The 14,142-nt window shown below is 68.8% G+C and carries 15 protein-coding genes; 7 read left to right on the top strand and 8 right to left on the bottom strand.

Translation table 11 applies throughout. The features are described 5' to 3' along the window. Positions 1-216: 216 nt before the first annotated feature. Genes ACTJI1_RS13800 through ACTJI1_RS13785 form a run of 4 tightly spaced genes read left to right on the top strand, consistent with a single transcriptional unit; the run spans position 217 to position 3,404 of the window. The gene (locus ACTJI1_RS13800; protein WP_440743076.1) at positions 217-708 is read left to right on the top strand and encodes a flagellar protein FlgN; all 492 of its coding nucleotides are present in this window, start codon (positions 217-219) and stop codon (positions 706-708) included. A 4-nt stretch (positions 709-712) separates the two neighbouring features. Next, complete coding sequence (gene flgK, locus ACTJI1_RS13795) at positions 713-2,137, top strand: flagellar hook-associated protein FlgK (protein ID WP_440743075.1); 1,425 nt, start codon at positions 713-715, stop codon at positions 2,135-2,137. A gap of 14 nt (positions 2,138-2,151) precedes the next feature. After that, on the top strand, positions 2,152-3,024 hold the full coding sequence (flgL, locus tag ACTJI1_RS13790; protein WP_440743074.1) for a flagellar hook-associated protein FlgL: 873 nt from the start codon (positions 2,152-2,154) through the stop codon (positions 3,022-3,024). Beyond that, positions 3,021-3,404 (top strand): flagellar assembly protein FliW, encoded by a 384-nt coding sequence (locus tag ACTJI1_RS13785; protein WP_440743073.1) that lies wholly within the window; start codon positions 3,021-3,023, stop codon positions 3,402-3,404. The genes flgL and ACTJI1_RS13785 overlap by 4 nt, the downstream gene beginning before the upstream one ends. Positions 3,405-5,510: 2,106 nt before the next feature. Here ACTJI1_RS13785 and ACTJI1_RS13780 read toward each other — a convergent pair. Further along, on the bottom strand, positions 5,511-6,782 hold the full coding sequence (locus ACTJI1_RS13780; protein ID WP_440743072.1) for a serine hydrolase domain-containing protein: 1,272 nt from the start codon (positions 6,780-6,782) through the stop codon (positions 5,511-5,513). A 163-nt stretch (positions 6,783-6,945) separates the two neighbouring features. On the opposite strand from ACTJI1_RS13780, the gene ACTJI1_RS13775 reads away from it, so the two are divergent. Then, entirely contained in the window at positions 6,946-7,359 is a 414-nt protein-coding gene (locus ACTJI1_RS13775) for a DUF4383 domain-containing protein (RefSeq protein WP_018188979.1), read from the top strand. A 29-nt stretch (positions 7,360-7,388) separates the two neighbouring features. After that, complete coding sequence (locus ACTJI1_RS13770) at positions 7,389-7,934, top strand: hypothetical protein (RefSeq protein ID WP_440743071.1); 546 nt, start codon at positions 7,389-7,391, stop codon at positions 7,932-7,934. Between the two features lie 19 nt (positions 7,935-7,953). Here the strand turns inward: ACTJI1_RS13770 and ACTJI1_RS13765 are convergent, their stop codons facing one another. Both ACTJI1_RS13765 and ACTJI1_RS13760 read right to left on the bottom strand, forming a co-directional pair. Next, positions 7,954-8,307 carry an FHA domain-containing protein gene (locus ACTJI1_RS13765; protein ID WP_310132578.1) on the bottom strand — a complete coding sequence of 118 codons (354 nt, stop codon included), beginning with the start codon at positions 8,305-8,307 and terminating at the stop codon, positions 7,954-7,956. Positions 8,308-8,338: 31 nt separating this feature from the next. Beyond that, positions 8,339-9,649, bottom strand: a complete 1,311-nt coding sequence (locus ACTJI1_RS13760) for an ATP-dependent DNA helicase (RefSeq protein WP_310132580.1) — start codon at positions 9,647-9,649, stop codon at positions 8,339-8,341. A 93-nt stretch (positions 9,650-9,742) separates the two neighbouring features. Between ACTJI1_RS13760 and ACTJI1_RS13755 the strand changes: the two genes are divergently transcribed. After that, on the top strand, positions 9,743-10,789 hold the full coding sequence (locus ACTJI1_RS13755) for a hypothetical protein (RefSeq protein ID WP_440743070.1): 1,047 nt from the start codon (positions 9,743-9,745) through the stop codon (positions 10,787-10,789). On the opposite strand, the gene ACTJI1_RS13750 is transcribed toward ACTJI1_RS13755, so the two are convergent. The 5 genes from ACTJI1_RS13750 to rpmB all read right to left on the bottom strand — a co-directional run bounded on the left by ACTJI1_RS13750 (position 10,786) and on the right by rpmB (position 14,082). Beyond that, positions 10,786-12,696: a cytochrome c oxidase assembly protein gene (locus ACTJI1_RS13750; RefSeq protein ID WP_440743391.1), complete on the bottom strand. Its 1,911-nt coding sequence runs from the start codon at positions 12,694-12,696 to the stop codon at positions 10,786-10,788. The genes ACTJI1_RS13755 and ACTJI1_RS13750 overlap by 4 nt on opposite strands. 173 nt (positions 12,697-12,869) lie before the next feature. After that, positions 12,870-13,154, bottom strand: coding sequence for an HU family DNA-binding protein (locus tag ACTJI1_RS13745; protein WP_018188985.1), 285 nt, complete (start codon positions 13,152-13,154; stop codon positions 12,870-12,872). 213 nt (positions 13,155-13,367) lie between these two features. Then, positions 13,368-13,673 (bottom strand): 30S ribosomal protein S14, encoded by a 306-nt coding sequence (rpsN, locus tag ACTJI1_RS13740; protein ID WP_310132587.1) that lies wholly within the window; start codon positions 13,671-13,673, stop codon positions 13,368-13,370. Positions 13,674-13,675: 2 nt separating this feature from the next. Further along, a complete protein-coding gene (rpmG, locus tag ACTJI1_RS13735; protein WP_055922173.1) occupies positions 13,676-13,843 on the bottom strand; it encodes a 50S ribosomal protein L33 in 168 nt (55 codons plus the stop codon). A gap of 2 nt (positions 13,844-13,845) precedes the next feature. Continuing rightward, a complete protein-coding gene (gene rpmB / locus ACTJI1_RS13730; protein ID WP_121263096.1) occupies positions 13,846-14,082 on the bottom strand; it encodes a 50S ribosomal protein L28 in 237 nt (78 codons plus the stop codon). Between the last annotated feature and the right edge of the window lie 60 nt (positions 14,083-14,142).

The following is a 14,142-nucleotide window of genomic DNA, read 5'->3' as shown; positions in this document are numbered from 1 at the left end:
TCTGCCCCCATTACGGGGCAGCCCGTACCCCCAGTACGGGGAATACTGACACCCCTCTGTGAAGCGGTAGGTCGCATCCCGGCACAGGTGCTGCTCGCGCCTAACATCGGGCGCAAGCGTGCCGATGGTCTGTCGTGACGGGGACACCGTCCACCCGTCCGTCAGACCCGAGGAGACCAGGTGCGCACATCGACTCACGAGGAAGTTGGTAGCGACATGGCCGCGAGCGAGCTCTCAGCGCAGCTGTGGAAGGAGCGCGAGCTTCTGGAGCTCCTGCTCTTCAAGCTGGAGGAGGAGCAGCTGCTGCTCATCGCCGGCAAGTCGCGCTGGATCTCCCACGCCACCCGTGAGGTCGAGCAGGTCATCGAGCGGATGCGCGCGGCCGGCCTGGCCCGCACCGTCGAGGTCGCATCCCTCGCCACCGAGTGGGGACTGAGCCCGGATGCGACCCTGCGCGAGCTGGCCGCGGGCGCCCCCGACGGCATCTGGTCCGACATCTTCGGCTCCCATCTGGCCGCCATGACCGAGCTCACCGCCCAGATCGCCGAGGTGCGCGACACCAACGAGCGCTTGCTGCGGGAGGCGGCACGCTCCACGCAGGAGACGCTCAGCTCGCTCTCCGGCGGAAACGACGACCCCGGCGTGTACGGCGCCGGCGGCGCGGGCAGCCTGGGCGACACCGCGCGCTTCTTCGACACGGAGGCGTGACCGGATGAGCACCTTCAGCGGGCTGAACACCGCCTACACCGGCCTGGTCGCGGCGAAGGCGGGCCTCGACGTCGTCGGGCAGAACCTGGTCAACGCGAACACCGCCGGTTACACCCGTCAGCGTGTCAGCACCTCGGGCGTCGCCCCGCTCAACAGCACCGGCCTCTTCAGCGGCGGCGTCCGCCCCGGCCAGGGCGTGAACGTGGACGGCATCCAGCGCCTCGACGACGCCGCGATCGACGCGCGCGTCCGCAGCACGACGGCGCTCTCCGGCTATACGAACACCCGCGCCGACGCGCTCTCCACCCTCGAGTCGTCGCTCAACGAGCCCGGCACGAACGGCCTCTCGACGCAGCTGCAGAAGTTCTGGTCGGCGTGGGGCGACGTCTCCAACCAGCCCGGCGAGCAGGCGCCCGCCGGCGTGCTGCTCGGGCAGGCGGGCAGCGTCGTCACCCAGCTGAAGAGCGGCTACAGCGCGGTCGACGGCCAGTGGAGCGCGCTGCGCACCTCGGTCGACGGCATGGTGTCCGACCTGAACGCCGCCGCGACGCAGGTCGCCGACCTCAACGGCCGCATCCGCACGGCGCTCGCGTCGGGGCAGTCCGCGAACGAGCTGATGGACCGCCGGGATCTGCTCACCACCTCCATCGCCAAGCTTGCCGGGGGAGTGGTGCGACCGAACGACGACGGCACGGTGGATGTGCTGGTCGGCGGCAACGCGCTGGTCTCGGGCACCACCGCGAACGCCGTGCAGGCGGCGGGAGCCAACCGGCTGGCCGACGCGGCCGGCGACCCGCCGCGGCTGGAGTGGGCGTACCGCCCCGGCGCGGCGATCGCCATGGAGGGCGGCTCCATCGCCGGCGCGGTGTCCACTCTCGCGCCGGCCGACGCGAACGGCACCGGGGGAGTGCTGGCCGAGGCGGCCGCCAGCTACAACGCCTTCGCGGTGACCCTCGCGCAGCGGGTGAACGCCGTGCACCAGACCGGCACCACGCCGACCGGCGCCACCGGCCTCGACTTCTTCGCCATCGACCCGACCAAGCCCGCCGCTCTCGGCCTCTCCGTGGTCCCCACGAGCGTGAGCCAGATCGCCACCGGGACGCCCGGCGCCGGCGGATCGGACGGGAGCGTCGCGGACGCGATCAGCCAGCTGGGCACGGGAACGAACGCCGTCGACAAGCAGTGGTCGGCGTTCGTGGTGCGCGTCGGAGTGGCGAGCCGCACCGAGCAGCAGCAGTCCGACCTGGCCGACATGGCGACGAGCTCGGCGACGAACGCCCAGCTGGCCGGCGCCTCCGTCGACCTGGACGAGGAGAACATGAACATGCTGTCCTTCCAGCACGCCTACCAGGGCGCCGCGCGCGTGATGACCGCCGTGGACGAGGCCCTCGATGTGCTCATCAACCACACCGGACTCGTCGGGAGGTAGCCGTGATCAGCCGTGTGACCAACGCGACCCAGACCCTCAACGCCCAGCGGAACCTGCAGCTCAGCCTGCAGCGCCAGGCCCAGCTGTACGACCAGGCGACCAGCCGTCGCCTGCTGAACAAGCCGTCGGACGACCCGACCGCCACCGCGAGCGCGCTCGGCGTCCGGTCGGACCAGGCCGCGACCTCCCAGTACCAGCGGAACGTCTCGAACGGCGACGCCTGGCTGACCACGGCCGACTCGGCGCTCACGTCGGTCGAGACGCTGATGCACCGCGTGCGCGACCTGACCGTTCAGGGCGCGAACGACGGCGCGATGTCGCAGACGGCGAAGGACTCGATCGCGACCGAGCTCGACGGGCTCAAGATGAGCCTCCTCTCGCTCGCCAACACCACGTACCTGGGCCGGACGGTGTTCGCCGGCAACTCGGATGCGGGCGTCGCCTTCCAGCCGGACTACTCGTTCACCGGCACGGCGGGAAGTACAGTGGAGCGCAGGATCGGCCCCGACACCACGGTGCGGGTGGATGCGGACGGCGCCGCCGCCTTCGGTACCGGTGCGTCGTCGGTGTTCGCGCTGATCGACAACGTTGCGAACGACCTCCGCACGGGCGTGAACGTCACCCCCCGCCTGGCGGAGATCGACGACAGGATGAAGGCGATCGTGGGAGAGCACGCGGAGGTCGGCGGCCGCCAGACCCGCATCGACAAGGCGAAGGACGCCCTGGCCGTCGGCGCGAACGCCCTCGAGGGCCAGCGCTCGTCGCTGGAGGATGTGGACTTGAGCAAGGTCATCCTCGACCTGAAGACCCAGGACGTGAACTACCAGACCGCGATCGCCGTGACGGCCCGCGTGCTGCAGCCGACGCTGATGGACTTCCTCCGGTGAGCGCCGTCCACTTCCTCACCCCGCCTCCCGGCCTGGAGCCGCTCGACGCCTTCACCCTGGACGCGGTCGCGGCCGCCGACGGCCTGTACACGCTCGCGTCCCTGGAGCGCCCCGAGATCCGTCTCTTCACGATCGACGCCTCCCGCCACCTCCCCGGCTACTCGCCCGAGCTGCCCGACGACCGCGCCGCGGAGCTCGGCATCGCCGAGGCGGCGGACGCCCTTCTGCTGGTCGTCGTGACGCCCTCCCGCGAGGGCAGCACGGTCAACCTGCTGGCGCCCGTCATCGTCAACCGCGCCACCGGCGCCGCCCTGCAGCTCGTGCTGGAGGACGACGCGTTCCCGGTGCGCGCGGAACTCGCGGCGCTGGCGGGGGCGTAAGCAGGCGATTACGCCCTAGAAGACTTGCGCGTCGCGTCGCGGTGCGAAGTGTGGGCCGCAGATCGAGGTGACCGACCGGTTCCAGTCGCTGAGAGCCGATGCGTCGACACGGCGAGTCGCCGTGCCTCGCACCGGTCCAGTGGTGAGCCGCTCGACCAGAGCGTCGGCTGCTGCCCGCAATCGCTGATCATGAAGGTCGTTGATCGACGCATCGAACGTGTTCCGCGCCTCCGAGAATGCGCGGTCCGCAGCGACCGAGGTGTCTGCTGCATGGCTGCTTGCTGCTGAAGACAGGTGCGATCCGGCTGCCCTCGCTCTCGCACAATCAGCAGCAAGCGACGGCGGAGCGGCAGCGGGGGCCGCGGCGCAACCGCTGGCTGCGGAAACAATGAGTGCGCCAGCAGCAAGCGCATTCACGACTCTCATGCAGCGTCTCTGTTTCAATCAGCGGCCTTCCCCTTGAAAGTGAGATGGGGTTCCGCGGCTTCTCGCGACCGCGGCACCCAGGAGCTTCGCAGCGGAGGAGCATTGCGTGAAACTCGCTGAGTGGCTCACTTAGGTAGGCGCAGTGGCCGAGCGATCATCACGCAAGCTGCCATGTTCACACTCCAGTAATCGTCGTTCTGTGGACTTCACCGGCTACGCACCTCCGATCTCCGTAATCACCTGCCTTGCCTCCAGCCGTATAAAGGGGCGGCCTCGTGATCTGGCAAAACGTAGACGAGCAACCGGTTCGCTCGATCCCCCAGCGGCGTTGTCAGACAGAGCGACGCGTACCCGGTGCCCGAAAGGCCCGAAGGCTCAGCACTAGCCCTCCTATTCACCATTGTGATGAGGCGGCGTACCTCTTCGTGCGAGGAATCTTGAGCCGCAAGTAGGCGCCCGATTGCTGGCACTCTCCCGTCGCCGACAAGTGTTTCGCACAGTTGCGTCGCTCTCGAATCCATGGGGCGCGATGTGTTCATCGTCAAAGCAACCCGTTGTAGGTCAGTTTGCCCGCAGGCGGTCAACAGGGCCACCAAGACTGCACACGGGGCAATCACCACGTTGACCCAGCGCCATCTTGTTCGGCTTGAACGCACCGACCCCCTCTTCAAGAGACTCACTGTCCTATCGGCCGAAAGCGGCTGTAACCGCGATGATCGCGGTCGGAAGGCTTGAACAACGCATCGTTAGTTTCAGACGCGATCGACCTCCCATCCATGACGCACATCCGTGAGCCACCTGGCGAACTGAAACATTGCAGGCGGCGCAGGCGATCAGGTATTGCCCAGGTTCGTCGCCGTCAACGGAATAACGAAAGGCATCCGCCCAGGGCTGCGAGTACACCGATGCCTACGAATACCCAGCCGCTAATCCGGACTTCACTCGGGGTCATTCGCCGACGGCGCTTGTGGAGCGGCATCCAGCGGGTTCCGTCTGGAAGGCGCAGTCTGCTTGGCACGGCGACACATATGACTCCGAACAGGAACGCCAGAAAGCCTATGAGAATTGGACCGAATTGCATCCGCTTTATTCCCCGTCGTCGCCGCTCACTCTCGGATAATCATCACCAGGCTCGTAGCTATCGAATGTGGCCTCATCGACGACTAAATAGCGAGTTTCGTGCTCGTGCCGAATCTCAAGGATGAACGACTCAGGAACGATCCTGATACCCCCTGGACCAACGCCTCGGGGCGGCAATGTACCCTCGGCCCTTTCTGCCGATTTGCGCTTCCCCACTACTACGCCACTGAAGTGCGTGTCGAGCGTCCGGCTACGAGATTTTTCCATCCGCCATATCGCGAGCGCTCCCAGTGCGCCCACGACGAGGAACAGTGCAAAAAGAATCGCCATGTACTAGTCCTTTGTAAGCCATCGGCAAGAATCTGACGGCCACGCCAGGCTCACGTCCTTCACGAAATACCCCCCGGCGGCTGCGGGCCGTAGATGGCTGGTGGTGGCAGAGTAGGACGCGGCGCGAGCGGCTGCGTTGGAGCGGTGTCATGAGCGTACTCATAGACGTCGCTGAGCAGCCGTGATCGCGGCGGATCAACACTGGTGCGACTGCCCCACTAGGGAGGACGCAGCCGCGGCGGTTTCATGACGCGGGGTATTGGAAAGGGTTCAGCCGGCCTTCTTCGCCGGGCAGGGCGCCGCCTTGGCCATCGCGTCGATGGTCTGCTGCTCCGACCAGGGGAGGGACGCGACGGTTTTCGCTCCCTTCTGCGCGGGCGGAACCTTCGAGACGATGGATGCCAGGCGCTGCGCCAGCAGCTGGGCGAAGCCCGCGCCGGGAGTGGAGTTGTTGAGCGCCACGACGACCGTCAGCCCGGAGGACGGGTCGGCGAACACCGCCGACAGGTAGCCCGGGATCGCCCCGCTGCTGCCGCGCAGGGGACCGAGCAGCTGCACGCCCAGGCCGTAGCGCTGCCACGACTGACCGTTCACGACGGCGTCCGTCTGCGCCTTGCGGGACTTCTCGCTGAGGAGGTCGCCGGTGGCGAGCGCCTGGCCGAACGCCTTCAGGTCGGAGACGGTGGAGACCACTCCGGCGCTCGTCCATCCCTGCGAGGGGGAGAGGCGGCTGACGTCGCGCATCGGCTCGCAGACCGTGGCTCCCGCGCCGTCGAGTCCCGCGGCGTAGCCGGTGGGATGCGGCCCCGGCACGGTCAGCTGCGCGCTCTCCGGCAGCGTACTGGCGTTCATGCCGAGCCGGTCGAACACGTACTGCTTGTAGAGCTGGGGCCAGCTACGGCTGGTGGCGTTCTGCAGCGCCATCCCGACGAGGACCGCGTTCGTGGACGACGCGCCGTACTTCTCGCCCGGGTTGCCGTAGCGCTGCATCGCGATGCCGTCGCTCGCCAGCTCCAGCGGCGGCCACTGGCGGGTCGGGTTGAGGACGAACTGCGAGCGGAGTGCCGCGGCGTAGTCGCCGATGCCGGAGGTGTTCTGGCACAGCTCCCGCAGGGTCACGCCGTCGACCCCGACCAGGCCGGGCACCCACTTGGTCACCGGGTCGTCGAGTTCGACGCGGCCCTCGTCGACGAGCCGGAGCAGCACGGTGCACGTCATCGGCGTCGTGTTCTGGCCGATGCGGAACGTCATGCCCTCAGTGACCGGCTTCGAGCCGCCGCGGGTCGTCGTGCCCTGCGCGGCCGTCCAGCTGCCCGCCCAGGGTGCCCACACACCGGCGAAGCCCGCTGAAGCGTCGGCGAGGGTCATGGCGTCGGTGACCGCGGTCGAGAGGCGCTTCGAGACGTCTTTCGAGAAGCCGCCGGACTGCTGCTCCGGCAGGTCCGTGCTGCCGGATGCGCCGGTGCAGCCGGCGAGGATCAGCGCGACGATTCCCGCGGTCGCGGCGAGCGCCAACCGCTTGAACGTCGTGTCTCGTCGCATCAGTTGTACCCCCGACGGTCGCCCTGCGTGTCCAGCGATTGTAACGTGCGGCAGAAACCAGACCCTTCCGCAAGGGGCTGTGGCTCCAATCCGATTCGGACGACGCTTCGAATGGGAAAGTGAGGCGCGCGCCCGTGCGCCGTCCTATGGAAGGAACGAGACAATGCGCACATCACCGAATCGCCTGGTGGCCACCATCTTCGGTGCGGTCTACCTGCTGGTCGGGCTCCTCGGCTTCGCTGTCACCGGCGGCGTGGGCTTCGTCGCCACGAAGGGCGGACTGCTGCTCGGCATCTTCGAGGTAAACCCGCTGCACAACATCGCCCACCTCCTGATCGGCGCCGCCCTGCTCATCGCCGGGCTCACCCGCGTCGCTGCGGCCAAGGCCGTCAACATCACCGTCGGCGCCGTCTACCTGCTGCTCGGCATCGTCGGCTTCTTCCTCGTGGGCACGGACGCCAACATCCTGGCCCTGAACACGCCTGACCACTTCCTGCACCTCGTGAGCGCGATCGTCCTGCTCGGCACCGGCCTCGGCGCCGACCGCGGCACCCGCGCCACCACAGCCGCCGCCTGACCGGCGGGGCCACGGATCCCATGAGCAGGATGACGGAAACGCTGCGGGTCGCCCCCGCCGCCTCGGCCCATTCGGCCGTCGCGGTGGGCCCGGCGACCCGCGCGTTCCTGGCCGTGGCCGCGCTGGGAGCGGGGCTGCTGCATGCGGCCCTGGCTCCCAGCGCACCCCCTGCACTCCTCGCGGCCTTCCTGGTCCTGGCGCTCGCAGAGCTAGTCTGGGCCGCCGCCACGCTGGCGAAGGACCGGCCGCCGGCGTTCCGGCTGGTTCCGGCCCTCGCCCTCCTGCCCGTCGGCATGTGGGCCGCTCTTGCCGTCGTCGGCGCCACCGCCTCGGGCGGGACTGTCCTCGCGCTGCCCTTCGTGCCGATGGGAGCCGCCTCCCTGCTCGACGTGGCCGTCGCTGCGACCGCGGCCGTCGTCATCCGCCGCGGCCGGCCGAACCCCGATCAGAGCAGCTTCTTCCGCTTCTTCGCCGGCCTGGTGCTGAGCGCCTGCGTCGTCAGCGCGGTGACCATCCCGGCGCTGACCCTGACGGATGCCGGGGTCGCCGCGGTGACGGTCCACCACCACCACTGACCGGCCCCCCGAGGGGCTGTCAGCGCCGGGTCAGCGCGAACGACGCGCTCCCGAAGCGCACGACCGAGCCGGGATCGACCTCGTGCCGCGTCTTCGGGTCGCAGGCGAACGTCCCCTCGCCCGGGTAGGTGATGGTCGTGCCGTTCGCCGAGCCGAGGTCCATCACCCAGAAGACGCCGTCGTACTGCCCGAAGGCCAGGTGGGCCCGGGACACGGACTTCACGTCGTCCTGAATGGTCACGAGCTCCACGTGCGCCGGGTCCTCCATCTCGGTACCCGGGGTATGCACGGCGGGATTCCGCCCGATCACACCGTTGCCGCTCGTCTCGAGCCGCTGCCCGTCGCTGAAGTCCAGCACGAACGTCACCGCCATCCGGTTCCCCTCTCTCGCGTCCGCCCCGCCGTCACCGCGTGGCCCCGCCGACCGGCATGCTGACCGGGCGCGCGTCGCTCATGAACCGCTCCACGTCGGGGTCGACGGTGATGTCGCTCGGCCGCAGGGGTCGGGTCAGGTAGAGCCCATCGAGCGTCGTGATCCGGCTGAGCGCGACGTAGGTCTGCCCGGACGTGAACGCGCGGGTCCCGAGGTCGACGATCGCGGAGTCGTAGGTCTTGCCCTGCGACTTGTGGATGGTGACCGCCCAGGCCAGCCGGAGCGGGAACTGCGTGAACTCGGCCACCACGTCCTTCGTGAGCTTCTTCGTCTCGGGTGACCACGTATAGCGGAACTTCTCCCAGATGGCCGGCTCGACCTCGTGCACCTCGCCGTCGACATCCACGTAGACGTTGGAGTCGATCTTGGTGACCGTGCCGATCGTGCCGTTCACCCACCGCGGCCCGTCGCCCTGTCCCACGTCGTTGCGCAGGAACATGACCCGCGCGCCCACTTTGAGCTCCAGCGTCTCGTCCGCCGGGAAGTTGCGCCCGCCGAAGTCGCCGCTGACCTCCGCCTTGGCCGTGAGCGCCCGGCCGGGGAGCCGCTCCAGCGCCTGCGCGTTGATGCGGTTGACGGTGTCGTTGCGGGTCGCCAGCGTGATCGTCCCGTCGTCCGGCGCGGGGCGCGCGCCCACCTCGTTGAGCCGGTCGGCGATCTCCTTCGTCACCCGGCCATGGCGCACCGCGTTGAGCATGAAGCGGAAGTCCGATTCGTGCTGCCGGTGCACCTGCAGCAGCTCGACGATTCGGAGGTCGGTCTCCTGCCACACCTTCGCGTCGAAGAACCACATCGAGCGGTAGGTGTCGGCGAAGTACGCCCGCTCCTCCCGGTCGCCGGGCACGGGCGCCAGCTGGTAGGGATCGCCGAACAGCACCACCTGCACGCCGCCGAACGGCTCGCCCGCGCGCTGCCGCGCCTGGCGAAGACTCCGGTCGACCGCATCCATCAGGTCGGCGTTGACCATGGAGACCTCGTCGATCACCAGTGTGTCGATGCTGTTGAGCAACTTGCGCAGCTCGGCGCTCTGGTCGATGGCGTGGTCGGCGATGACCCCGATCGGCAGGCGGAAGAGCGAGTGGATGGTCTGGCCGCCGACGTTCAGCGCCGCCACGCCGGTGGGCGCGGAGATGACGAGCGACTTCTCGGTGTTCCACGAGAGGTGGTTGAGCAGCGTCGACTTGCCGGTGCCCGCGCGGCCGGTGACGAAGACGTGCTCGCGGGTGTTCTCGATGAGGTCGAAGACCGCCTGCTGCTCAGGCGAGAGGGAAAGACGGCCCATGACCTCCCCTTCCGTCTCGCCCGGCTTGCCGGACTACTCTAACCCCGCCTGCACGGCGGCTGCCGCTTATCCACAGGACCCTAGGATGGCCTCATGGCTGTGGGGGAGACGCGCGCGCTCCGGCGCGCCGTCCTGCTCTGGTCGGGACTCGGCGTGCTCCTCCTGATCGCGCTCGGCGCCGCCATCGGTGCCGTCCAGCGGACGTACTACAGCTCGTCCGGCTTCGTGGAGGCGTTCGTCGGGAACCTGGCCGCCCACCGCGTCCCGGAGGCCCTCGCCATGCCGGGCGCCGCGCCGACGCGGGCGTCGCTCCGCGCTGCTCAGCTGCCGACCGGCGCATCACGGGAGCTGCTGCGGTCGGACATCCTGCCCGCGATCCGGGATGCGCGCATCGCGTCCGAGACGGCCGAGAAGGACGGCACGCGCACCGTCGTCGTGGAGGCCTCCGCCGACGGCGAGCCCGTCTCGGCCACGTTCCACGTGCGGCAGACCGGCTCCGTCCTCGGCGTGCTGCCCACCTGGTCGTTCGCCTCCACGCCGCTGGGCGTCGCCCGGATCACTGTGGCCCACGCGGACGACTTCACCGTCGGCCGCCACACCGTGAGCCCGCGCGCCGCCTCGCCGGACCAGCCGGCCGACGCCTTCAGCGTCTCCGCCGACTATCTCGCCGTCCCCCTCGCGCCGCTGGAACTGTCGCACACGTCGGCCTACGTCCGCGCTGCGCCCGTGCTCGCGCGGGTATCGCCCGGCGAAGTGACCGAGACCGTCGTGGATGCGCAGCCCACCACCGCGTTCACCACCGCCGTGCAGAAGCAGGTCGACGGCTTCCTCGACCGCTGCGCGGAGCAGAAGGTGCTGCAGCCGGCGGGGTGCCCGTTCGGCGCCGAGATCGACGACCGGGTCCAGGGCGACCCGGTCTGGTCGATGGTCACCTATCCGGTGGTCCGCCTCGTGGCGGGCGACACCGGCTGGAAGACGGACGAGATGGTGGGCGTCGCCCACCTGGACGTGACCGTCCAGTCGCTCTTCGACGGCACCGTCAGCGAGCGCAGCGACGACCATCCGTTCTCGATGAGCCTGAGCAGCGTCACCATCCGGCCGGACGGGTCGCTTGCCATCGTGGTGGCGCAGGAGCCCTAGCGGACCGCTCGGTCGCGGTCCGCCATCCGGGCGAGCCGTTCGTTGTAGGCCTCGAGCTCGGCCTCGCCGGTGCGGTCGGCGTTGCGGTCCCGCCGGCGGGTCTCCCGCTCGTCGCTGCGGCTCCACTGGATCGCCACGACGATGGCGAGGATGACCGTCGGGATCTCGCCGATGCTCCAGGCGATCCCACCGGCGGTCTGCTGGTCGACCAGCGGAGCGTCGCCCCAGGTGCGCCCCATCGCCCCGAACCAGTCGGCGAGCATCAGCCCGTGCATCTGCATGATCGACAGGCCGAAGAACGCGTGGAACGCCATGGTGAGCAGCAGGAGCAGCAGACGGAACGGGTAGGGCAGCCGGTACTTCACCGGATCGATCCCGATCAGCGACTGCACGAAGAGGTACCCGGTGATCAGGAAGTGCGTGATCATCCACTCGTGCCCGATGTGGTCCGTGGTGGCCCACCGGAACAGCGGCGTGTAGTAGAACGCCCACAGCGAGCCCGCGAACAGCACCGCGGCGACGATCGGGTTGGAGATGACGGCCGCGAAGCGCGAGTGCACCGCGAGCAGCATCCACTCGCGGCCTCCGCGCGACCCGTCGCGGCGCTTGCGGATCGCCCGGGCCGCCAGAGTCACCGGCGCGCCCGGTACCAAGAGGAGCGGGACGGCCATGGTGAGCACCATGTGCGCCGACATGTGGGCCGAGAAGAGGTACTTCTCGTAGACGTTCACACCACCGTTGGTGATGTAGAAGAGCAGCACGATGCCCAGGGTCCACAGGACGGTGCGGTAGATCGGCCAGGCATCGCCGCGGCGGCGCAGACGCCACACACCGGCGAGATAGAAGAAGAGCCCGAACGCGCAGGCGAGCACCCAGAGCAGGTCGAAGTTCCAGCTGGTGAACAGACGCCCCCAGGTGAGCTCCGGAGGCAGCTTCTCGCCAGTGAGGATCTCGGCCGGAGTCGGCGTGGCCGCTCGCGTCTCGGGGACCGGCGTGACGGTGCGGGCGAGCGCCGCGGCGACGCCCGAGGCGATGCCCATGAAGGCGAGCTCGGCGACGACGATCCACCAGAAGCTGCGCGGCTCACCGCTCGTCTTCAGCCGGTTGATCAGGAAGCGGCGCTGGGTCAGGCCGAACAGGCCGAGCACCACCAGCGCCGCGACCTTGACCAGCACCAGGATGCCGTAGGGCGTCGCGAGCTCGGCGAGCGTGCCGACGCGCAGCTCCGCGTTCACATAGCCCGAGGCCGCCACGACGATGAAACAGAGGAGGGCCACCGTTGAGTAGCGCTCCAGCACCGTGACCAGGCGTCCCTTCCCGAGGGTCTGCTTGACGACGACGAGGGTGACGAGCCCGCCCAGCCAGATCGCGGCGAACAGCACGTGCAGGCCGAAAGACGTGACCGCGGCATCGTGACCCGCGGCCTCGGCGCTGTGCCCCTGCTGCGCCATCGGCACCACGGTCGCCATGGCGAGAAGGGTGACGAAGACGATGGCGGTCTGGTTGCGCACCGCGAAGCAGAGGACGGTGACCGCCGCGGCGATCAGGGTGATGCCGAGCCACGCCTGCCCGAGCGAGACGCTGGTGACGAAGGAGCTCAGCCCGTTGCTGAAGGTGGCGTCGAACGACCACGGCACATTCGACACGCTCACGAAGGTGAAGAGCCCGGTCGCGGCCGCGGCGACCGTCATGACGCCGGCGCTGCCCGCGGCGAAGTCGAGCGCCTTGCCGTACTCGTCGCGGTCTGGGGAGAAGGCGAAGCAGGCCAGCACGAGCGCGCCGACTGTTCCCGCCAGGCTGAGGTTGACCACGAGCGTCGCGGCGGGCAGCCCCCAGCGCACCAGCACGCCCGGGTCGGCAAGCAGGGGCGCGGCCGCGCCGCCACCGAACGCGAGGGCGGCGATCATGGCCACGGCGGCTGCAAGGAGCAGCACGGCAGGGCCGATCACGCGGAGGATTCGTGGCACCCGTCCAGCCTACGTCCACGGCCCTGGATGCCCGCCCACAGCAGCGGACGCCCGGATACGACGAAGGCGGCGCCGCAGATCGCGGCGCCGCCCTCGGGCAAAGCTGGGAAGGACTACTTGACGGCAGCCTTGAGCTTCGAACCCGCGGTCAGCTTGACGCGGTGACCGGCCGGGATCGAGATCTCCTCGCCCGTCTGCGGGTTGCGGCCGGTGCGGGCAGCGGTCTCGCTGCGCTCGGCGGCGAGCCAACCCGGGATGGTCACCTTGCCACCCTTGGCGACGGTCTCGCTGATGGTGCTGAAGAACGCGTCGACGACGCTCGAGACGGTGGCCTGGCTCTGACCCGACGCCGCAGCGACGGCGGCAACGAGCTCGGTCTTGTTCAGGTTGTCAGCCATTGAGTGTCCTCCTCGGACCTTGTGCTGGATCTACAGCTATCTTGTGGAACGGTTGAGGCCACACTGGGCCATTACGTTTGGTCGGTCGACCGCCTCGAATGTATCAGAATCCCGCGGAAACTCGCGGATTTCCGGCCTCTTTCACCGATGGAGACGCCAAAGGGGCGCCCGGCCGAAGCCGGACGCCCCTCGGATGAGCGTCGTCGCGCTGGATTACCAGCTCGACTTGGTGATGCCGGGCAGCTCGCCGCGGTGCGCCATGTCGCGGAAGCGAACACGGGAGATACCGAACTTGCTGAGGTTTCCGCGGGGACGACCGTCGACGGCGTCGCGGTTGCGCACGCGGATCGGGGAGGCGTCACGGGGAAGCTTCTGCAGGCCGAGGCGGGCGGCCTCACGGGACTCGTCGGAACCGTTCGGGTCGACGAGGGCCTTCTTGAGCTCGGCGCGCTTGGCGGCGTAGCGCTCGACGACGACCTTGCGCTGCTCGTTCTTGGCGATCTTGGACTTCTTGGCCATGATTAGCGCTCCTCTCGGAAGTCGACGTGCTTGCGCACGATGGGGTCGTACTTCTTGAGCACGAGGCGGTCGGGGTCGTTGCGGCGGTTCTTCTTGGTCACGTAGGTGTAACCGGTGCCCGCCGTCGAACGGAGCTTGATGATCGGACGGATGTCCTGCTGCTTCGCCATGCTTAGATCTTCTCCCCACGGGCCAGGAGGTCCTTGACCACTGCCTCGATGCCACGGGCGTCGATGACCTTGATGCCCTTGGCGCTCAGGGTCAGGGTGACGTTACGGCGAAGCGACGGAACGTAGTACGTCTTCTTCTGGATGTTCGGGTCGAACCGGCGCTTCGTGCGACGGTGCGAGTGCGAGATGTTGTGACCGAAGCCGGGAACGGCTCCAGTCACCTGGCACACTGCTGCCATTTCTTTCTTCTCCAATACCGTGGTGCCGGACGGCACCACCCAAGGTCACTTGTCGGCGCA

It is taken from the genome of Leifsonia sp. 22587, assembly GCF_052044215.1.
GTDB classification, from domain to species: domain Bacteria; phylum Actinomycetota; class Actinomycetes; order Actinomycetales; family Microbacteriaceae; genus Leifsonia; species Leifsonia shinshuensis_C.
This window is presented reverse-complemented; position numbering and strand designations above follow the sequence as displayed.